Source organism: Bradyrhizobium sp. USDA 4461, assembly GCF_054055655.1.
Genome location: NZ_JBSRXM010000001.1, coordinates 3,105,619 through 3,126,635, shown reverse-complemented (window position 1 = coordinate 3,126,635; position 21,017 = coordinate 3,105,619). Strand labels below are relative to the sequence as shown.

At 64.5% G+C, this 21,017-nt stretch carries 18 protein-coding genes; 11 read left to right on the top strand and 7 right to left on the bottom strand.

Annotation, left to right across the window (positions count from 1 at the left end):
- Positions 1–9 precede the first annotated feature (9 nt).
- The 8 genes from ACVINW_RS14565 to ACVINW_RS14530 all read left to right on the top strand — a co-directional run bounded on the left by ACVINW_RS14565 (position 10) and on the right by ACVINW_RS14530 (position 10,144).
- Positions 10–888 carry a branched-chain amino acid ABC transporter permease gene (locus tag ACVINW_RS14565; protein ID WP_456750664.1) on the top strand — a complete coding sequence of 293 codons (879 nt, stop codon included), beginning with the start codon at positions 10–12 and terminating at the stop codon, positions 886–888.
- A gap of 2 nt (positions 889–890) precedes the next feature.
- Positions 891–1,907, top strand: a complete 1,017-nt coding sequence (locus ACVINW_RS14560; protein WP_456751936.1) for a branched-chain amino acid ABC transporter permease — start codon at positions 891–893, stop codon at positions 1,905–1,907.
- Positions 1,908–1,996: 89 nt separating this feature from the next.
- Entirely contained in the window at positions 1,997–3,226 is a 1,230-nt protein-coding gene (locus ACVINW_RS14555) for an ABC transporter substrate-binding protein (protein WP_456751935.1), read from the top strand.
- Positions 3,227–3,345: 119 nt separating this feature from the next.
- Positions 3,346–4,572, top strand: coding sequence for an ABC transporter substrate-binding protein (locus ACVINW_RS14550; protein WP_456751934.1), 1,227 nt, complete (start codon positions 3,346–3,348; stop codon positions 4,570–4,572).
- A 229-nt stretch (positions 4,573–4,801) separates the two neighbouring features.
- Positions 4,802–6,028, top strand: coding sequence for an ABC transporter substrate-binding protein (locus ACVINW_RS14545; RefSeq protein WP_456751933.1), 1,227 nt, complete (start codon positions 4,802–4,804; stop codon positions 6,026–6,028).
- A 159-nt stretch (positions 6,029–6,187) separates the two neighbouring features.
- Positions 6,188–7,414, top strand: a complete 1,227-nt coding sequence (locus tag ACVINW_RS14540; protein ID WP_456751932.1) for an ABC transporter substrate-binding protein — start codon at positions 6,188–6,190, stop codon at positions 7,412–7,414.
- A 192-nt stretch (positions 7,415–7,606) separates the two neighbouring features.
- The gene (locus ACVINW_RS14535) at positions 7,607–8,839 is read left to right on the top strand and encodes an ABC transporter substrate-binding protein (protein ID WP_456751931.1); all 1,233 of its coding nucleotides are present in this window, start codon (positions 7,607–7,609) and stop codon (positions 8,837–8,839) included.
- A gap of 21 nt (positions 8,840–8,860) precedes the next feature.
- Positions 8,861–10,144, top strand: a complete 1,284-nt coding sequence (locus ACVINW_RS14530; RefSeq protein ID WP_456751930.1) for a glycerate kinase type-2 family protein — start codon at positions 8,861–8,863, stop codon at positions 10,142–10,144.
- Positions 10,145–10,336: 192 nt separating this feature from the next.
- Here ACVINW_RS14530 and ACVINW_RS14525 read toward each other — a convergent pair whose 3' ends face one another.
- Positions 10,337–10,855 (bottom strand): MarR family winged helix-turn-helix transcriptional regulator, encoded by a 519-nt coding sequence (locus ACVINW_RS14525; RefSeq protein WP_456751929.1) that lies wholly within the window; start codon positions 10,853–10,855, stop codon positions 10,337–10,339.
- Between the two features lie 179 nt (positions 10,856–11,034).
- On the opposite strand from ACVINW_RS14525, the gene ACVINW_RS14520 reads away from it, so the two are divergent.
- Genes ACVINW_RS14520 through ACVINW_RS14510 form a run of 3 tightly spaced genes read left to right on the top strand, consistent with a single transcriptional unit; the run spans position 11,035 to position 14,578 of the window.
- Complete coding sequence (locus ACVINW_RS14520) at positions 11,035–12,075, top strand: branched-chain amino acid ABC transporter permease (RefSeq protein ID WP_456751928.1); 1,041 nt, start codon at positions 11,035–11,037, stop codon at positions 12,073–12,075.
- Positions 12,076–12,080: 5 nt separating this feature from the next.
- A complete protein-coding gene (locus ACVINW_RS14515) occupies positions 12,081–13,850 on the top strand; it encodes a branched-chain amino acid ABC transporter ATP-binding protein/permease (protein WP_456751927.1) in 1,770 nt (589 codons plus the stop codon).
- Positions 13,847–14,578: an ABC transporter ATP-binding protein gene (locus tag ACVINW_RS14510; protein WP_456751926.1), complete on the top strand. Its 732-nt coding sequence runs from the start codon at positions 13,847–13,849 to the stop codon at positions 14,576–14,578. Before ACVINW_RS14515 ends, ACVINW_RS14510 begins: the two co-directional genes overlap by 4 nt.
- Before the next feature lie 82 nt (positions 14,579–14,660).
- Here the strand turns inward: ACVINW_RS14510 and ACVINW_RS14505 are convergent, their stop codons facing one another.
- The 6 genes from ACVINW_RS14505 to ACVINW_RS14480 all read right to left on the bottom strand — a co-directional run bounded on the left by ACVINW_RS14505 (position 14,661) and on the right by ACVINW_RS14480 (position 21,014).
- Positions 14,661–15,812: an ABC transporter substrate-binding protein gene (locus tag ACVINW_RS14505; RefSeq protein ID WP_456751925.1), complete on the bottom strand. Its 1,152-nt coding sequence runs from the start codon at positions 15,810–15,812 to the stop codon at positions 14,661–14,663.
- 88 nt (positions 15,813–15,900) lie between these two features.
- Complete coding sequence (locus ACVINW_RS14500) at positions 15,901–16,320, bottom strand: acyl-CoA thioesterase (RefSeq protein ID WP_456751924.1); 420 nt, start codon at positions 16,318–16,320, stop codon at positions 15,901–15,903.
- A gap of 62 nt (positions 16,321–16,382) precedes the next feature.
- The gene (locus tag ACVINW_RS14495) at positions 16,383–17,144 is read right to left on the bottom strand and encodes an SDR family NAD(P)-dependent oxidoreductase (RefSeq protein WP_456751923.1); all 762 of its coding nucleotides are present in this window, start codon (positions 17,142–17,144) and stop codon (positions 16,383–16,385) included.
- Between the two features lie 20 nt (positions 17,145–17,164).
- Positions 17,165–19,036, bottom strand: coding sequence for a feruloyl-CoA synthase (locus tag ACVINW_RS14490; RefSeq protein WP_456751922.1), 1,872 nt, complete (start codon positions 19,034–19,036; stop codon positions 17,165–17,167).
- Positions 19,033–19,827 (bottom strand): crotonase/enoyl-CoA hydratase family protein, encoded by a 795-nt coding sequence (locus ACVINW_RS14485; RefSeq protein ID WP_456751921.1) that lies wholly within the window; start codon positions 19,825–19,827, stop codon positions 19,033–19,035. The genes ACVINW_RS14490 and ACVINW_RS14485 overlap by 4 nt, the downstream gene beginning before the upstream one ends.
- A gap of 725 nt (positions 19,828–20,552) precedes the next feature.
- Positions 20,553–21,014 carry a DUF3237 domain-containing protein gene (locus ACVINW_RS14480; protein WP_456751920.1) on the bottom strand — a complete coding sequence of 154 codons (462 nt, stop codon included), beginning with the start codon at positions 21,012–21,014 and terminating at the stop codon, positions 20,553–20,555.
- Between the last annotated feature and the right edge of the window lie 3 nt (positions 21,015–21,017).

The window sequence follows — 21,017 nt, the reverse complement described above, 5'->3', positions numbered from 1 at the left end:
GCTGGCACAATGGAGCTTTTTGCCAACCAGGTCCTGGCCGGCATCGCCACCGGCGCGATCTATGCCTGCATGGCGCTCGCCGTGGTGATGATCTACCAGGCCATCGACCATCTGAATTTCGCCCAGGGCGAAATGGCGATGTTCTCGACCTTCGTGTCCTGGCAGCTGATGCAGTGGGGCGTGCCGTATTGGGGCGCCTTCGTACTCACCGTCGCCTTCTCGTTCGTCGCCGGCATCGTCATCGAGCGGCTGCTGTTCAAGCCGCTCGCCAAGGCTCCGATCCTGACCAACGTCGCCGGTTTCATCGCGCTCTATGCGATCATCAACTCGGTCGCCGGCCTGATCTGGGACTTCACCATCAAGCAGTATCCGACGCCGTTCGGCTCCTCGCCGTTCCTCGGCAGCCAGCTGATCTCGACCCACCAGGCCGGGATGATCGGCATCACGCTGCTGATGCTGCTCCTGCTGTTCTTCTTCTTCCGCTTCACCCGGGTCGGTCTTGCGATGCGCGCCGCCGCCTCGCTGCCGGAATCGGCCCGCCTGGTCGGCATCAACACCTCGTGGATGATCGCGCTGGGCTGGGGCATGGCATCGGCGATCGGCTCGATCGCCGGCATGATGATCGCCCCGGTCGTGTTCCTCGAGCCCAACATGATGCTCGGCGTGCTGATCTACGGATTTGCCGCGGCCGTGCTCGGCGGCCTGTCGAGCCCGTTCGGCGCCGTGATGGGCGGCTTCCTGGTCGGCATCTTCGAGAACCTGGTCGGCACCTACATCCCCGGCGTCGGCAATGAGCTGAAACTTCCGATCGCGCTTGCGCTGATCATCGTCGTCCTGGTCGTCAAACCGGCAGGCCTGTTCGGCCGCGCCATCGTGAAGCGAGTTTGATCATGAGCGCCGCTGAAGAAATCGTCACAGAAGCCCCTGCCGTCGAGGCCGTGCCCAAGCGCGCCATGACGCTCGGCTATGGCACCTCGCTCGTCGTGCTTGCCGCGCTGGTCCTGATCCCGCTGTTCGTGAAGAACTTCATCATCTTCCAGATGACGATGCTTCTGATCTACGCGCTGGCGGTGATGGCGCTCAACATCCTGACCGGCGGAAGCGGCCAGTTCTCGCTCGGCCAGAGCGCGTTCTACGCCGTCGGCGCCTATACCTCGGCGATCCTGATGGAGCATGCGGGCATGAACTATGCCCTCACGCTGCCGATCGCCGGCATCGTCTGCTTCGGCTTCGGCTTCCTGTTCGGCCAGCCGGCGCTGCGGCTCAGCGGCGTCTATCTGGCGCTCGCGACCTTCGCGCTCGCCACCGCAATGCCGCAGCTGCTCAAGCTTGGCTATTTCGAGCATTGGACCGGCGGCGTGCAGGGCCTCGTCGTCACCAAGCCGGATGCGCCGTTCGGCCTGCCGCTGTCGCAGGATATGTGGCTCTACTACTTCACCCTGGCGGTCTCGATCGCGATCTACATCGCCTCGGTCAACCTGCTGCGCTCGCGTTCGGGGCGCGCCTTCATGGCGATCCGCGACAACGAGATCGCGGCCTCCGCGATGGGCGTCGACGTCGCGCTGTACAAGACGCTGGCGTTCGGCGTCTCGGCCGGCATCACCGGCGTCGCCGGCGGTCTCGGCGCCATCGCGGTGCAGTTCGTGGCACCCGACGGCTACACGATCCAGCTCGCGATCTCGCTGTTCCTCGGCATGGTGGTCGGCGGCGTCGGCTGGCTGCCCGGCTCGATCGTCGGAAGCGCCTTCATCATCTTCGTGCCCAACATCGCGGAAGGCATTTCCAAGGGCCTTTCCGGCGCGGTGTTCGGCGTGCTGCTGTTCCTCGTCATCTTCCTCGTGCCGCACGGCGCCAGGCAGGTTGCGATCGTTGCCCAGCAACTGGCCGCCAAGCTCAAGAAGAACTAAGTGCATGATCCGGAAAAGTGCGAAGCGGTTTTCCGAAAGAGATCATGCTCAAACAGCTAAGAATCTTTAGAACCAAACCAGGAGACATTATGCTTTCTACCGTTCGGATCGCCGCGATGTCCGCGGCGATCGTCGCTGTTGCCGCGACCTCCACTGCCGCATTCGCCCAGAAGAAATACGACACCGGCGCGAGCGATACCGAGATCAAGGTCGGCAACATCATTCCCTATTCGGGACCGGCCTCCGCCTACGGCGTGATCGGCAAGACCGAAGAAGCCTATTTCAAGATGATCAACGACCGCGGCGGCATCAACGGCCGCAAGGTCAATTTCGTCAGCTATGACGACGCCTATTCGCCGCCGAAGGCGGTCGAGCAGGTACGCAAGCTGGTCGAGAGCGACGAGGTGCTGCTGGTGTTCAACCCGCTCGGCACGCCGTCCAACACCGCGATCCAGAAGTACCTGAACTCCAAGAAGATCCCGCAGCTGTTCGTCGCCACCGGCGCCACCAAGTGGAACGACCCGAAGAACTTCCCGTGGACCATGGGCTGGCAGCCGAGCTACCAGAGCGAAGCGCAGATCTATGCCAAATGGCTGATGAAGGAGAAGCCCGACGCCAAGGTCGCGATCCTCTATCAGAACGACGATTTCGGCAAAGACTACCTCAAGGGCACCAAGGACGGCTTCGGCGCCAAGGCGGCCTCCAGCATCATCATGGAGGAGAGCTACGAGATCTCCGAGCCATCGATCGACGGCCATATCGTCAAGATCAAGGCCGCCAATCCGGACGTCCTGCTGATCTACACCACGCCGAAATTCGGCGCCCAGACCATCAAGAAGACCGCCGAACTCGGCTGGAAGCCGCTGCAGATCATCACCAACGTGTCGGCCTCGGTCGGCAGCGTGATGCAGCCGGCCGGCTTCGACAACGCCCAGGGCGTGCTGTCGGCCGCCTATGCCAAGGACGGCGCCGATCCGCAGTGGGCCAACGATCCGAACATGAAGAAGTGGGCCGAGTTTCTCGACAAGTACATGCCGGGCGCCGACAAGACCGACGGCGGCTACGTCTACGGCTATGGCGCCGCGCAGACGCTCGCCAAAGTGCTCGAGATGTGCGGCGACGATCTGACCCGCGCCAACGTCATGAAGCAGGCGGCGAGCTTGAAGGACTTTACGCCCGACACCCTGCTGCCCGGCGTCAAGATCAACACCTCCGCCACCGACTTCGCCCCGATCGCCCAGCTGCAGATGCAGCGCTTCAAGGGGCAGAAGTGGGAACTGTTCGGCGACATCATTTCCGGCGACGTTCCTTCCGAATGAACGTTGCACTGCGGAAATAAACAACGGGCCTCCGCGATAACCCTCGCGGGGGCTTTTTGTTGACGCCCCGTGCCGTTCGTATTGAATACGACCCAACAGAGAACCCGAGGTGGGGAAACATGACTGCCGCACGTCCGTCCCTGACGGCGCTGTTGTCCGCATTCGCTCTGATCCTGACGAGCTGCAATGTCGCGCTGGCGCAGAAGACATACGATACCGGGGCCAGCGACACCGAGATCAAGATCGGCAACACCGTGCCCTACAGCGGCCCCGCCTCGGCTTACGGGGTGATCGGCCGGACCGAGGCAGCCTACTTCAAGATGATCAACGAGGCCGGCGGCATCCACGGCCGCAAGATCACGTTCATCTCCTATGACGACAGCTACTCGCCGGCCAAGACCGTGGAGCAGACCCGCAAGCTGGTCGAGGACGACGAGGTGCTGCTGGTGTTCGGCTCGGTCGGCACCGCAACCAACGCGTCGATCCGGAAGTACATGAACGAGAAGCAGGTGCCGCAGCTGTTCATCGCCTCCGGCGGCTCCAAGTGGAACGATCCCAAGAACTATCCGTGGACCATGGGCTGGCAGCCGTCCTACCAGGACGAGGCGCGGGTCTACGCAAAATACATCATGAAGCACAAGCCGGACGCCAAGGTCGCCGTGCTCTACCAGAATGACGATTTCGGCAAGGACTACCTCAAGGGCCTGAAGGACGCCTTCGGCGACAAGTCTTCGATGATCGTCGCCGAGGAAGCCTATGAGACCTCCGAGCCCACGATCGACAATCACATCGTCAAGCTGAAGGCCGCCGGCGCCGACACCTTCATCAGCATCACGTCACCGAAATTTGCGGCACAGGCGATCAAGAAGGCGGCAGAGATCGCCTGGACGCCGTTGCAGATCGTCGCCAATGTCTCGGCCTCGGTCGGCGGTGTCATGCAGCCGGCCGGCTTCGAGAATTCGCAGGGCATCCTGTCGGCGTCCTATCTCAAGGACGGCGCCGATCCGCAATGGGACAAGGATCCCGGCATGGAGAAATTCCTCGCCTTCCTCAAGAAGGATTATCCCGAGGCCAACAAGCTCGACGGCGCCACCTCTTACGGTTACGCCGCCGCACAGACCATGGTGAAGGTGCTGGAGATGTGCGGGGACGATCTGACCCGCGCCAATGTCATGAAGCAGGCCGCGAGCCTGAAGGATTTTGTCCCCGACACGTTGCTGCCCGGCATCAGCATCAACACCTCGACCACCGACTTCGCGCCGATCAAGCAACTGCGCTTGATGCGGTTCAAGGGCGAGAAGTGGGAGCTGTTCGGCGACATCATTTCAAGCAATCTGAGCAACTGATCGCCGCGCTCAACTCAACAGCGTTTCCTGAACGCACCGCAATCTCTGCGGATCGCGCGGCAAGACAATCAGCTCCTGATATTGTCGACTAAAGATGCAGCCCCTGCGGTCGCGCCGCGGGGGCTTTTCATTGAGACGCCCCCGGTAAGATGATAGTTTTCACTGATAACAACGAGCCCTCGAAACAGGGGGCCGCGACACATCATCTGCTATCAGGGAGAGAAACCGCATGTCTGCAACACGACATCTGGCGGCATTTGCCGTTGCGCTCGCGCTCGTCTCCGCATCCGGCAGCGCAGCACTTGCCCAGAAGAAATACGACACCGGCGCCAGCGACACCGAGATCAAGATCGGCAACATCATGCCCTATAGCGGAGCGGCGTCCGCCTATGGCGTGATCGGCAAGACCGAGGAGGCCTATTTCCGCAAGATCAACGCCGAGGGCGGCATCAACGGCCGCAAGATCACCTTCATCAGTTACGACGACGCCTACACGCCTCCGAAGACCGTCGAGCAGGCGCGCAAGCTGGTCGAGAGCGACGAGGTGCTGATGATCTTCAATTCGCTCGGCACGCCGCCGAACTCGGCGATCCAGAAATACATGAACCAGAAGAAGGTGCCGCAACTGTTCGTCGCTACCGGCGCCACCAAGTGGAACGACCCGAAGGAGTTTCCCTGGACGATGGGCTGGCAGCCCAACTACCAGAGCGAGTCCATCATCTATGCGAAGTACATCCTGAAGAACAAGCCGGACGCCAAGATCGCGGTGCTCTACCAGAACGACGATTACGGCAAGGACTATTTGAAGGGATTCAAGGACGGGCTCGGAGCCAAGGCCGCGTCCATGATCGTCGCCGAGGACAGCTACGAGGTGACGGAGCCGACCATCGATTCCCACATCGTCAGGCTCAAGGCTACGGGCGCCGACGTGTTCTTCAACATCACGACGCCGAAATTCGCGGCGCAGGCGATCAAGAAGAACGCCGAGCTCGAGTGGCATCCGCTGCACTTCCTCAACAACGTCTCGTCCTCGATCGGCAGCGTGATCAAGCCGGCGGGCTTCGAGGCCGCCCAGGGCATCATCTCATCGCAGTACCTCAAGGATCCGACCGATCCGCAGTGGAAGACCGACAAGGGAATGATCGCCTGGAACGCATTCCTGGATAAGTACTATCCCGACGCCAACCGCGCCGACGCCTCCGTGATGTACGCCTACACCGTCGCGCAGGGCCTCGAGCACGTGCTGCGGGCATGCGGCGACAATCTGACGCGCGAGAACGTCATGAAGCAGGCCGCCAGCCTGCGCGACCTCGAACTCGGCGGGCTGCTGCCGGGCATCAAGGTCAACACCTCGGCGACCGATTTTGCGCCGCTTTCGCAGCTGCAACTGATGCGATTCAAGGGCGAGACCTGGGACCGCTTTGGTGAAATCTTGAGCGGCGACGTCGGCGGTTGAGCCGGAATTGTCGACTAAAGACGCTGGCCCCTGCGGCGTTGTCGCAGGGGCTTTTCATTGAGGCGTCCCGCCTAAGCTGGTAATTTCACCCGATAACAACAGAGCCACCGAAACAGGCGGCCGCGACACATTCGTCTGACAACAGGGAGAGAGACATCAATGTCCGTTACCACCAGACTTACGGTCCTCGGGGCCGCGCTCGCGCTCGTCGCGACATCCGGCAGCGCCGCGTTTGCCCAGAAGAAATACGACACCGGCGCCACCGACACCGAGATCAAGATCGGCAACATCATGCCCTACAGCGGCCCCGCCTCCGCCTATGGCATCATCGGCCGCACCGAGGCCGCCTATTTCAAGAAGATCAACGACGCCGGCGGCATCAACGGCCGCAAGATCAACTTCATCTCCTACGATGACGCCTATTCGCCGCCGAAGGCGGTGGAGCAGGCCCGCAAGCTCGTCGAAAGCGACGAGGTGCTGCTGATCTTCAACTCGCTCGGCACGCCGTCGAACTCGGCGATCCAGAAATACATGAACTCCAAGAAGGTGCCGCAGCTGTTCGTCGCCACCGGCGCCACCAAGTGGAACGACCCGAAGGACTTTCCCTGGACCATGGGCTGGCAGCCCAACTACCAGAGCGAGACCCAGATCTACGCCAAGTACATCCTGAAGAACATGCCGAACGCCAAGATCGCCGTGCTCTACCAGAACGACGATTACGGCAAGGACTATCTGAAGGGCCTGAAGGACGGCCTCGGCCAGAAGGCCGCCAGCATGATCGTCGCCGAAGAGAGCTTCGAGACCTCCGAGCCGACCATCGACAGCCACATCGTCAAGTTGAAGGCCAGCAACGCCGACGTCTTCATCGACATCGCGACGCCGAAATTCGCGGCCCAGGCGATCAAGAAGGTCGCCGAGGTCGGCTGGAAGCCGACCCACTTCCTCAACAACGTATCGGCCTCGGTCGGCAGCGTGATCAAGCCGGCCGGCTTCGAGAACGCGCAGGACATCATCTCCGCCGCCTATCTGAAGGATGCGTCCGACAAGCAGTGGGACAATGATCCCGGCATGAAGGAATTCTACGCTTTCATGGCCAAGGACTTCCCCGAGGGCGACAAGCTCGACGGCGGCACCGTGGTCGGCTTCGGCGTGGCGCAGACGCTGGTCCAGGTGCTGAAGCAGTGCGGCGACAACCTCACCCGCGAGAACATCATGAAGCAGGCGGCGAACCTCAAGGACTTCCGCACCGAGGTGCTGCTGCCCGGCATCAAGATCAACACCGCTCCGAATGATTTCGCCCCGATCAGCCAGCTGCAGCTGATGAAGTTCAAGGGCGAAAAATGGGAACTGTTCGGCGACGTCATCAGCGCCGACGTCGGCGGTTGACTTTTCGCGAATTGCCGACCGAAAACGGCCCCCTGCGATACCATCGCAGGGGGCTTTTGATTCACCACGGGCCGGCCCGCCCGGGCGAAGCCCGCTTACACTTTGTCCGGCAATGCGCTAGGTAAACCGGCAAGACCCCGACAAAGAACCCGGCGCCTTCGTGCGCCGGCAACAACAAGGAGATTTCGGGACATGCCGAAGCCGATCCGTCACCGTGTCGCAACCGCCCTGCTCGGCCTCGCCGTCGCCGCCGCGACGGGCCATGCCGCATGGGCGCAGAAGAAATACGACACCGGCGCGAGCGACACCGAGATCAAGATCGGCAATATCGTGCCCTATAGCGGCCCGGCCTCGGCCTATGGCGTGGTCGGCAAGGCGATGGCCGCGGTGTTCAAGAAGGTCAACGACGAGGGCGGCATCAACGGCCGCAAGATCAACTTCATCTCCTATGACGATGCCTATTCGCCGCCGAAGGCCGTGGAGCAGGCGCGCAAGCTGGTCGAGAGCGACGAGGTGCTGTTCCTGTTCGGCACGCTCGGCACCGCCTCCAACACCGCGATCCAGAAATATCTCAACGCCAAGAAGGTGCCGCAGCTGTTCGTCGCCACCGGCGCGACCAAGTGGAACGACCCCAAGACCTTCCCGTGGACCATGGGCTGGCTGCCGAGCTACCAGAGCGAGTCGCGGATCTACGCGAAATATCTGCTCAAGGAGAAGCCGGCCGCCAAGGTCGCGGTGCTCTATCAGAACGACGACATGGGCAAGGACTATCTGAAGGGCCTCGAAGACGGCTTCGCCAGCGATCCGGCGCGGATCGCCGCCAAGGAAAGCTACGAGGTCGCCGAGCCGACCATCGATTCCCATGTGGTGCGGCTGAAATCCTCCAACCCCGACGTCATCATCTTCTTCACCACGCCGAAATTCGGCGCCCAGGCGATCAAGAAGCTCGGCGAGATGAACTGGAAGCCGATGACCATCGTCTCCAACGTCTCGGCCTCCACCGCGACCGTGATGCGGCCGGCCGGGCTCGATAATGCGCAGGGCGTGATCTCGGCGGCCTATGCCAAGGACGCCAGCGATCCGCAGTGGAAGGACGATGCCGGCATGAAGGCGTTCGACGAACTGCTCGCCAAATACATGCCCGACACCAACCGCGTCGATGCCTCGGCGATGACCGGCTACAACATGGCGACCACCATGGTCGAGGTGCTGCGCCGCTGCGGCGACGACCTCACCCGCGCCAATGTGATGAAGCAGGCGGCGAGCCTGAAGCAGTTTACGCAGGGCGGCCTGCTGCCCGGCGTGACGCTGTCGACCGGACCTGCCGACTTCCAGCCGATCGAGCAATTGCAGCTGATGCAGTTCAAGGGCGAGCGCTGGCAATTGTTCGGCGACGTCATCAGCGGCGAAATCGCCGGCAATTGACCGCGTAACGAAAGCACAGCCATGACCGACCGACGTCCTTTCCTGCGTTCGATCTTCGATGCCGCGGTGGCGGCTGCGCACCCCGATGTCGTGCTGGCGTCGCGGCTGCGGCCGGTGCCGAAGGGCCGCGTGATCTGCCTCGCTGCCGGCAAGGGCGCAGGTGCCATGGCGGCTGCGGCCGAGCGGCACTATCTCGACACGCTCGGCCTCGCACCGTCGCGGCTGGTCGGCATCGCGACCACCCGGCACGGCCATGGCGTGCCGACCCGCCGCATCAAGGTGGTCGAGGCCGGCCACCCGGTGCCCGATGAAGCCGGCTTGCGCGCGGCCGACGATACGCTGCGGCTGGCCGCCGAGGCCACGCCGGAAGATTTGCTGCTGGTGCTGTTGACCGGCGGCGGCTCGGCGAACTGGATCGCCCCCGTCAAGGGCGTCAGCTTTACCCAGAAGCAGCAGGTCAACCGCGCGCTGCTGCGCTCCGGCGCGCCGATCGGCGAAATGAACACCGTCCGCAAGCATCTGTCGCGGATCAAGGGCGGACGACTGGCGCGCGCCGGCCAGCACGCCGCCGAGATCGTGACGCTGGCGATCTCGGACGTGCCGCATGACGATCCCTCGGCGATCGCCTCGGGGCCGACGGTGCCGGATCCGACCACGCTGGCGGATGCCCGCGCGCTGGTCGCCAAATACAATCTCTCGGTCGACGACGCGGTCCGCCGCGCGCTCGACGATCCCGGCAACGAAAGCTGCAAGCCCGGCGATCCCGCCTTTGCGCGGGCGACGTTCGAGCTGCTGGCGAAGCCGAAGGCCTCGATCGACGCCGCGGTGAAGGTCGCGCAGGACGCCGGCTATGAGACCATCGCGCTCGGCGCCGATCTCGAAGGCGAGGCGCGCGAGGTCGCGGCCGCGCACGCGCGGCTGGCGCTGAAGGCGCGCAGCGAAGGCAAGCGCGTTGCGATCATCTCCGGCGGCGAGTTGACGGTGACCGTGCGCGGCAACGGCCGCGGCGGCCCCAACCAGGAATATGCGCTGGCGCTGGCCGACCTGCTCAAGGATACGCCAGATATCGCAGCGCTCGCGGCCGACACCGACGGCGCCGATGGCGGCGCCGGCAGCGCGACCGACCCCGCCGGCGCCATGATCGACCAGACGACGTTCGCGAAGATGAAATCGCTCGGCCTCGATCCCAGCACGTATCTCGAGAACAATGATGGCACCGGCTTCTTCGCGCAGACCGGGGATTTGCTGCTGACCGGGCCGACGCTGACCAACGTCAACGATGTCAGGGTGATTTTGGTGGATTAGCCGCGCACCGCTCTCTCCCCGTCATTGCGAGCGCAGCGAAGCAATCCATCGTGCGGAAAGATGGATTGCTTCGTCGCTATCGCTCCTCGCAATCACGCAGAGGGGGTGAGCCCGGAATCCATTCAGCCACCAAGCTCGCGACGCAATGGATTCCGGGCTCAGCCCTTCGGGCTGCCCCGGAATGACGGAGCCTCAAAACTCCTGCGCGAGCTTTGCCAGCATCTCCAGCAGCGCGGCGTGATTGGCCGGGCCGAGCACCTCGATCAGCCGCGCCTCGTGCTTGTTGGCGACGAGCTTCTTGGCGCGCGCCAGCACGGCGCGGCCCCGGTCGGTCAGCACCAGGATGTGCGAGCGGCGGTCGTTGGTCGAGCGCATCCGCGCGCAAAGGTCGCGGCTCTCCAGCGCATCGAGCATCGCGACGAAATTCGGCCTGAGGATGCCGAGCGTGTTGGCGATCTCGGTCTGGTTGCGGCCGGGATTCTTGTCGAGCAGCAGCAGCACCGAGAACTGCGCCGGCGTCAGCTGCAACGGCGCGACGCAGCGCAGGAAGTCCTCGAAGACCCTGAGCTGCGCACGCTTCAGCGAATAGCCGAGCAATCCGGACAGTTCGCCCAGTTGCAGCATGCTGTCGTCCCCGGCAGGATCGACCGGTTCCCTGCGCTGGTCGCGCGACGAACGGACGGCATCGGAGGCGGTCTTGGAAACAGTCATCGCGCCAGGCTCGCAATCCCGGTACAAAAACCCCGCGGGACGCTCGGGGACCTTGAGATTATATCTAATAATTGTTATTCGCTATATCTAATATCGGCTTCTATCAACAGCCGATATCGGCCGACCCCACCGGCACAGCCGGCTGCGGCGGCCCGACGCTTGAGGGGGAGCGCTCGGCCTTGAACACAACGATCATGCTGTTCCTGCTGCAGGACGGCATCACCAACGGCGCAATCTACGCACTGCTGGGGCTGGCCCTGGTGCTGGTGTTCGCGGTGACGCGGGTGATCCTGATCCCGCAGGGCGAATTCGTCACCTATGGCGCGCTGAGCTACGCCATGCTGGCGACCGGGCAGGTGCCCGGCACCGTGCGGCTTGCGGTCGCGATGGGCCTCGTCGCTTTCGCGCTCGACCTGTTCTTCGCCCGCAAGGCGCTGCATGCCCGGCTGGTCATGCGCTCGGTCGCGCTCAACATCGTCTTCCCCTTCGCGCTGCTCGGCCTGGTCTATGCGCTGGTCGGCCCCCATACGCCGATCGCCGTCAACATCGCGCTGGCGCTCCTGATCGTGGCGGCGATCGGGCTGTTCCTGTACCGCATCGCCTTCCAGCCGATCGCGCACACCTCGGTGCTGGTGCTGCTGATCGCCTCGGTCGGCTGCCATCTGGCGTTGCAGGGCCTCGGCCTGGTGTTCTTCGGCGCCGAGGGCCTGCGCGGCCCGGCGCTGTCGAGTGCCGCGGTGACCGCCGGTCCGCTGCGCTTCACCGGCCAGAGCCTTGCGGTCTACGGCCTGACGGTCGGCTTCATCGTCGCGCTGTGGCTGTTCTTCGGCTACACCCGGACCGGCAAGGCGCTGCGCGCCACCGCGGTCAATCGGCTCGGCGCCCGCCTGGTCGGCATCCGCACCACGCTGTCGGGCCAGATCGCCTTCCTGCTCGCCTCCGTGATCGGCGCGATCTCGGGCATCCTGATCGTGCCGATCACCACGCTCTATTACGACACCGGCTTCCTGATCGGCCTGAAGGGCTTCATCGCCGCCATCATCGGCGGCCTGGTCAGCTATCCGCTGACCGCGGTCGCCGCCATCCTGGTCGGCATCGTCGAGGCCTTCTCGTCGTTCTACGCCAGCAATTTCAAGGAAGTCATCGTGTTCACGCTGATCCTTCCCGTCCTGGTGCTGCGCTCGCTCGCAGCGCCCCAGGTCGAAGAAGAGAAGGATTGAGCGCGATGACGCAGCGGCTCCCTCTCATCATTTTCGCGCTCGTGATGGCGGTGATCCCGCTCATCCCGGGCATCCCGCCGTTCTGGATCGTGCTGCTCGACAATATCGGCCTCGCCGCGCTGGTCGCGATGGGGCTGGTGCTGCTCACCGGCGTCGGCGGCCTCACCTCGTTCGGACAGGCCGCGTTCTGCGGCTTCGGCGCCTACACCACCGCGGTGCTGACCACCGCCTACGGCGTCTCAGCCTGGCTGACGCTGCCGGCGTCGCTTTTGGTCAGCGGCATCGCCGCCGTGCTGCTCGGCCTCGTCACGGTGCGGCTGTCGGGTCACTATTTGCCGCTCGGCACCATCGCCTGGGGCATCGGCCTGTTCTATCTGTTCAGCAAGCTCGAATTCCTCGGCCGCAACGACGGCATCTCGGGCATTCCGCCGCTCTCGATCGGCTCGTTCAAGATGCTGAACCCGGATGCGATCTATTACGCGATCTGGGTCGCGGTGCTGCTCGCGGCGCTCTTGACCATGAACCTGCTGGATTCCCGCACCGGACGCGCGATCCGCGCGCTGCGGCGTGGCCATATCGCGGCCGAAGCATTCGGCGTGCAGACGCCGCGCGCCAAGCTCCTGGTGTTCATCTATGCCGCGGTGCTGGCCGGCCTGTCCGGCTGGCTCTACGCGCATTTCCAGCGCGCCGCCAACCCGACCCCGTTCGGCGCCCAGGCCGGCATCGAGTATCTGTTCATCGCCGTCGTCGGCGGCGCCGGTTACGTCTGGGGCGGCGTGCTCGGCGCCGGGATCGTCGTGATCCTGAAAGAAGTGTTGCAGAGCTATCTGCCCTACATCTTCGGCGGGCAGAGCCAGCTCGAGACCATCGTGTTCGGCATCATGCTGGTGCTGCTGTTGCAGCTCGCGCCGCAGGGCGTCTGGCCCTGGCTGATGTCGAAGCTGCCGTTCAAGCCTGCCCGCAAGACCCCGGACACCTCGGTGAAGCTCGAGCACCGCGAGCGGGCGCCGGGAACGTCATCCGTGCTGCTGCACGTCGAGAAGGCGCGCAAACAGTTCGGCGGCGTGCTTGCGGTGAACGACGTCTCGTTCGACGTCAACGCCCGCGAGATCGTCGCGCTGATCGGCCCGAACGGGGCCGGCAAGAGCACGACCTTCAACCTGATCACCGGCGTGCTGTCCGCAACCAGCGGCAAGATCGCGGTGCTCGGCAACGAGGTCGCGAACGCGCCGCCCCAGGAGGTGGTCAAGCTCGGCGTCTCCAGAACTTTCCAGCACGTCAAGCTGGTGCCCGACATGACCGTGCTGGAGAACGTCGCGATCGGCGCGCATCTGCGCGGCAATTCCGGCGCGATCTCCAGCATGCTGCGGCTCGACCGCGCTGACGAGGCGAAGCTGCTGGCCGAAGCTGTACGGCAGATCGCGCGCGTCGGCCTGTCCGACCAGATCGACCAGCTCGCCGGCTCGCTGTCGCTCGGCCAGCAGCGCATCGTCGAGATCGCGCGCGCGCTGTGCGTCGACCCGATGCTGCTGCTGCTCGACGAACCGGCTGCCGGCTTGCGCCACATGGAGAAGCAGCGGCTGGCCGCGCTGCTCCGGCAATTGCGCGACGGCGGCATGTCGGTGCTGTTGGTCGAACACGACATGGGATTCGTGATGGATCTCGCCGATCGCATCGTGGTGCTCGATTTCGGCACCAAGATCGCGGAGGGCACGCCGGCCGCGATCAAGCGCAACCCCGACGTCATCAAGGCCTATCTCGGAGCCGCCGCATGAGCGCGCTATTGACGGTCACCGACGTCCACATCTCCTACGGCAAGGTCGAGGCCGTGCGCGGCGTCTCGCTCGACGTCGGCGAGAACGAGATCGTCACCATCATCGGCGCCAACGGCGCCGGCAAGACCACGCTTCTGAATGCCATCATGGGCGTGCTGCCGCTGAAGGGCCGCACCGGCTTCGCCGGGATCGACTTGGCGCCGCTCGATATCGAGGACCGCGTCGCAACGGGTCTCAGCCTGGTGCCCGAGCATCGCGAATTGTTCGGCACCATGAATGTCGAGGACAATCTCGAGCTCGGCGCGTTCCGGATCGCCAAGGCGGTCGCGGCAACCTCGCTGGAGCGGGTCTACACGCTGTTTCCGCGGCTCAAGGAGCGGCGCAAGCAGCTCGCCGGCACGCTGTCCGGCGGCGAACAGCAGATGCTGGCGATGGGCCGCGCGCTGATGGGCGCGCCGAAGCTGCTGATGCTCGACGAGCCGAGCCTCGGCCTCGCCCCGATCATCGTCGCCGACATCTTCCGCATCGTCGGCGAGCTCCGCGCCGCCGGCGTCTCGGTGCTGCTGGTCGAACAGAACGCGCAAGCCGCGCTGCAGATCGCCGACCGCGCCTATGTCATGGAGCTCGGCGAATTCGTGCTGTCGGGCCCCGCGAACGAGATCGCCGCCAACAAGGGCGTCGCCGCCAGCTATCTCGGCTTCCAGCACGAAGGCGAGAGCGCGATTTGAGGCGCTGGGAAATGCCCCATCCCAGAGACAACAAAAGAGCCGGTCCGTAGACCGGCTTTTCGTTTCGCAGATCGCGCCCAGCTCACATCGCCGGGACGTATTTGCCGTCCTTGACCGTCAGCAGGATGCGCGAGCGGTCGTCGAGGCCGTAGCGGTCCTTTTCGGTCCAGTTGTAGACGCCCTGAGACGCGACGATCTCCTTTTCGGAGATCAGCGCCTGGCGGATCGCCTCGCGGAATTCCACCGTGCCGGGCTTGGCGGTCTTCAGCGCCACCGGGATGATGCGGTTCAGCACCTGGAACGCGTCGTAGGAGTGGCCGGCGAACTGGCTGCGGCTGTTGGCGCCGTATTTGGCTTCGTAGGCCGCATTCAGCGCGAGGCCCGGCTTCTTGGTCAGCGCGCTGTCGGCCTGGGTTTCCGGCGACATGATCGGGCCGGCCGACATGATGACGCCTTCCGCCGAGGCGCCGGCGATGCGGATGAAGTCCATGGTGGCGGCACCGTGGGTCTGGTAGATCAGGCCCTTGTAGCCACGCTCGCGCAGCGCGCTCTGCGGCAGCGCCGCGGCGGTGCCGGAGGCGCCGACCAGGATGGCGTCGGGATTGGCGGCAACGAGCTTCAGCACCTGGCCGGCGACCGACGTATCCGGACGCGCGAAGCGCTCCTCATCGGTCATGGTCAGGCCCATCGGCACGGCCTGCGCCTTGAAGTCGTTGACCCAGAGATCGCCGTAGGAATCCGAATAGCCGATATAGCCGACGGTCTTGATGTTGTGCGCCTTCATGTGCTCGTAGAGCACCTTGCCCATGATCGGAATCGACTGCGGCAGGTCGACCGACCATTTCGCGCGGGCGTCGTTGATCGGGAACGGCGCAAGGCCGAGATGCGGGATGCCGGCCTCGTTGGCAACCGTCGACACCGCGATCGTCGTCGGCGTGATGCAGGAGCCCATGATGATGTCGGCCTTGGACTCGGTGACGAAGCGCCGCGCATTGGTGGTCGCAGCGGTCGGATCGCCGGCGTCGTCGAGCACGATCAGCTTCAGCGGCACGCCGGCGATCTCCTTCGGCACGAAATCGAGCGCGTTGCGCTCGGGGATGCCGAGCGCCGCGGCGGGGCCCGTGGTCGAGAGCGAGATGCCGATGGTGATCTCATTGGTCTGCGCCAGCGCGGGCGCGCCCGGCAGCGCGATGACAGCCGCGAGCACTGCTGCGGCGAGAGTGGCCTTCCTCATTCATTCCTCCCTGCGGATATGTTTTTTGGGTTTAAACCGGTTTTGCGGGCGAATTCAGCCCCTTCTTTAGGTCATGGAGGACGGCAAGTCAGCCCTTCATGAAGCGGTCGATGACCTCCTGCGGAAACGGCGCCGATTTCAGCTTGGTGGGATCGTCCGGGTGACGGCCGACCAGCACCCTGGTCTCAAAGGCCTCGATCGCCAATGCCTCGCCCTTGAACACGCGGTGCACCACCTCGAAGCTCGAGCGCTTGATGCTCTCGATCCGGCTCTCGATGGTGATCCAGTCGCCATGAGTCGACGGGATGTGGAATTTCGCCCGCGTGTCGACCATGGGAATGCCGACCAGGTCGTATTTGTGAACGAGGTCCTGCTTCGAGCAACCGGCGGCTTCGAACATGATCGAGGTCGAGTCGTCGAACATCGCGAAGTAGCGCGGGTAATACACGATGTTGGCGGGGTCGCAATCGCCCCACTGGATCTGCACGTCACGCCGATTGACGAACATGGTTTGTCCTCGATTGAGCATGGGCGATCCGGAAGAGCGTTGGTGCTCTTCCGGATCATGCGTCAGCGTGGCGCCATCCGGAGCGCGGCATCGAGCCGCACCACTTCGCCGTTCAGATAGGGATTGTCGATCATGTGCAGCGCCAGCGAGGCGAACTCGTCGGCCTGGCCGAGCCGGCGCGGGAACGGGATCGCGGCGGCGAGCGAATCCTGCGCTTCCTGCGGCAGGCCCGCCAGCAGCGGCGTCATGAACAGGCCGGGCGCGATGGTCAGCACGCGGATGCCGAACTGCGCGAGCTCGCGCGCGATCGGCAAGGTCATCGCAACGATGCCGCCCTTGGAGGCCGAATAGGCCGCCTGCCCGATCTGGCCGTCATAGGCCGCGACCGAGGCCGTCGAGATCACGACGCCGCGCTCGCCGGTCGCAAGCGGCTCGAGCTTCGCCATCTCGGCAGTCGCAAGCCGCAGCATGTTGAAGGAGCCGAGCAGATTGACCTTGATCACCTTGTCGAAATCGGCGAGCGCCATCGGCCCCTCGCGGCCGATCACGCGTTTTGCCACACCGATGCCGGCGCAATTCACCAGCACGCGCGCCGGGCCATGCGCCTTGGCGGCGGCAGCGACCGCGGCTTCGGCGGCCGCCGCATCCGCGACGTCGCAGACCACGGCAATGCCGCCGATCTCGGCCGCGACGCTCTCGGCGAGCTTGGCGTTGAGGTCGCAGACCGCGACCTTGGCGCCCTGCGCGGCCAGCCGGCGCGCGGTCGCAGCTCCCAATCCCGATGCGCCGCCGGTGACGATGGCGGCTTGATCCTTCAACTGCATGGCTTTCTCCTCTTCGAGAGTCAGATGAGCGTGATCACCGATGCCGGCGGCACCGGCGCGTAGAGCGCTTCGATGATGTCGGTACGATGCTCCAGCACGGCGCGCTGGTTGATCGAGCCCTTGTCGGTGACCTCGCCGCGATCGATCGACAGCGGCGTGTCGAGCAGGATCGCCCGCGCGATCCGGGTCGACGAGCCGGTGGCGCCGGCGAGGACCCGCGCGAAACGTTCGCGGAAGGCGGCACGCACCAGCGGATCATTGGCCGCGGCCGCGATGTCGCCCGAGGCAAGCGCCGGATTGATCAGGCGGCAGCCATCGAGATCGAGGATCACGATCGCAGCCAGTTCGTCGCGGTTGAGGCCTGCGATCACGACGTCGCGCACCAGCGGCGCGCAGGTCCCGACGAAGCGGGCCCGCAACGGCCCGACGCTGACCCAGGTGCCGCTCGCCAGCTTGAAGTCCTCGGCGATGCGGCCGTCGAAATCGAAGCCGGCATCGAGGTCGCCGGGATTGGCCGGCTTCAGCGCGTCGCCGAACTTGTAGAAGCCCTCCTCGTCGAACGCCTTGGCCGTCAGCTCGGGCTGCCGCCAATAACCCGGCGTCACGTTCGGGCCTTTGGCGCGTACCTCGAGCTTGCCGTTGTTCGGCACGAGCTTCGCCTCGTTGCCCGACACCGGCAGCCCGACATGGCCGGACCGGCTGGTGTCGGGCCGCACCGACATGAAGAACGGCGAGGTCTCGGTGGCGCCGAGGCCGGTCAGCATCGGCACCCGATAGCCCTTCTCCTGCACGGCGAGCGCATCGAGGCTGTTCCAGACGAACGGCGACAGCGCGGCGCCGGAGAAGAACATCGCATGCAGCCGGTGGAAAAACCTTGCCCGCAGGGCCGCGTCGTCGCGGAGATAGGGCAGCAGTGATTCATAGCCCTTGGGCACGTTGAAATAGACCGTCGGCGAGATCTCGCGCAGGTTTCGCACGGTCTCCTCGATGCCGCCGGGCATCGGCTTGCCCTCGTCGAGATACATCGAGCCGCCGTTATAGAGCGTCAGCCCGACATTGTGGTTGCCGCCGAAGGTGTGATTCCACGGCAGCCAGTCGACGATCACAGGCGGCTCGTCCTTCAGGAACGCCAGCGTCTCGCGCAGCATCACCTGGTTGGCGCAGATCATGCGCTGGGTATTGATCACGGCCTTGGGATTGCCGGTCGACCCCGAGGTCAGCAGGAACTTCGCAATTGTGTCCGGGCCGATCGCCGCGTTGGTCGCATCGAGGCGCGGATCTTCCGGCGTTGCCATCAGGCCCGCGAGCCGCGTGACGTCGCGGCCGGCGACAGCGCCGCGGCTTGCCGCGATCTCGACGTCGGGTCCGACATTGGCGAGTAAGGCGTCGGAAAACTTGTCGGCATCGTCGACGAAGACGAGGCCGGGCGTCAAAAGCTTGATGACAAAGCCGAGCTTGCCGTAGTCGCGCGACACCAGCGAATAGGCCGGCGACACCGGGCAGAACGGAACGCCGGCATAGAGCGCACCGAGCGCGACCAGCGCGTGATCGATCGAATTGCCCGACAGGATCACGATCGGTCGCTCGGCCGACAATCCGCGCGCGATCAGCGCGGAGGCGATGCTCCTGGCGGCCTCAAGCAATTGCGCGTAGGTGATCTGCCGCCAGCCGCCGCCGGCAGCACGCTCGGCCATGAACACGCGGTTCGGCTCAGCCTTCGCCCAGTGGTGCAGGCGATCGGTCAGGCGAACGGGAAAATCGGCGAGCTTGAGTTTTGGGCGAAGATAGATCGTGCCGTCGTCGCGGCGCTCGACGGTGACGTCGGGATTGCCGAACGAGATCGGGCGCAGCGGATGCGCGCTCGCAGTGGACGCAGGCGACGTGGCATTCATGTCGGCTTCACCTTGGCGGTCTTGCGATCCAGGAACGCGCGGATCCGCTGCTTGGCTTCCTTGTCGCTCTGCGCCACCGTCGCCATCAGCGATTCCATCAGGAGGCCGGTCTGCGGATTGGCCTCGGCGATCATCGGCAGCGCCTGCAACACGGCAAAATTGGTCAGCGGCGCGTTGGCGGCGACGCGCTCGGCAAGCTCCAGCGCCTTCGGCAGCGCGCCGCCCGCCTCGGTGAGATATTGCGAGAAGCCGTAGGCGGCGCCCTCGGTCGCCGAATAGACCCGGCCGGTCAGCATCATGTCCGCCATCCGGGGCACGCCGATCAGGCGCGGCAGCCGTACCGATCCGCCGCCGCCGACGAAGATGCCGCGCTGGCCCTCGGGCAGCGCGAAATAGGCCGACGGCTCGGCGACCCGGATATGCGCGGCGCAGGCCAGCTCCAGCCCGCCGCCGATCACCGCGCCCTTCAGCGCCGCGATGACAGGCACGCGGCAATACTGGATGCGGTCGAACACGCGGTGCCACATCTGGGAGTGCACCAGCCCCTCGGTGGCGTCGCGCTCGGTCAATTCGGAGAGATCGAGGCCGGACGAGAAATGATCGCCGATGCCATGGATGACGACGGCGCCGATGTCGTCCGATATCGCGGAAAAGCAGTCCCGCAGCGCCAGGATGATGCCGTCGTTCAGCGCATTGCGCTTGGCGGGCCGGTTGAGCCCGACCGTCAGCACCGCCCCTCGCGTCTCGATCCTGAGCAGCGTGGCGTCACCCGCGTCGGCAGCGTTTCCCATGGTTATTGTTTCCTGGTTAGAATAGTTATGTTTTATAACGATTGGCGGGAGAGTCAATACGGGCACGCACGAGTGTCGAGCCCGTCCCGAGGTGCACACGCAAGTGGGCCTCCAGCGACAAAGGCGACGCCTTTGTCGCTGGAGGTGCGAGCGGAGCGAGCCTCGAAGGATGCACGGCCCGGCTGGTAGCCGTCGACCCTTCGAGACGCCGCTTCGCGGCTCCTCAGGGTGACGGGGATGGACTTGCGCACACGTCGGCATTCTCGCGACATGAATCGTCCGAGCTTTGCTTGTCGTTTCGCCGCTCTGAAATCAGAGGGCGCAGGGAAAGCCGGGTGCCGATCGCACCCATGGGTCCCGCGTAATAAAAACGCGGGAGGTAGGACCACAGGTGTAACCGGAAACAACCCGGCTTTCCCTGCGCGATGGTTTTACGGCTTATACGTGCTCGCCCCGGTGAGACTGGGCTTGTTTGTCACCGTCACTGCGAAACGCTTTCGCATCTCGCGGGAGACACCTGCCGCTAGGGCGTCAGGTCTGCACGACTTCGCCGTCCGCTACATTGTGCACGTCGTCAGTGCGCAAGCAGCGTCCACCGCATCCCACCGCGCGTTCGTGACGTGCGCAACGCCCCTCGATCGGGTGAGACGGACATATTGAACATCTGAGTTGGGTGAAACGCGAAGCGGAATTTTGCCCGTCGGGTTAATTTGTCGCACCACCGCTCAAAGCACCTGATGCACGTCGATCACGACGCGGTCGGCGTGGCGGGCGGCGGAGGCGACGAAGATGTGCTGCATCAGCCAGCGGTATCTTTCCGCTCCGGTCTCGAATTTCGGCACGGTGCGGAAGTAGATCAGCTTCGGGTCGACCGGCTCGCCGCGCTTGAGCTTCTGCAACAGTTCGACCGGCCCGAACCGGATGCCCTTGTTCTCGACATAGACGACGGCGCCGTCGTCGGTCTCGAAGGCATATTTTGCCTCCAGCTCGATCAGCTCGTTGGGCCGGATGATCTGGAAGTCGGCACCGAAGGGCAGCACCTTGCCGTTGATCCCCTCGCCCGTCACCTCGCCGCCGATGATCGGAATGATGCGGCGGATGCCGGTGCCGATGTCGCCGGCGGACGTCACGTCCGCGATGCGGGCTGTGATGGTGAAGACGTATTTGGTCTGAAGCGTGGGTATCATGGA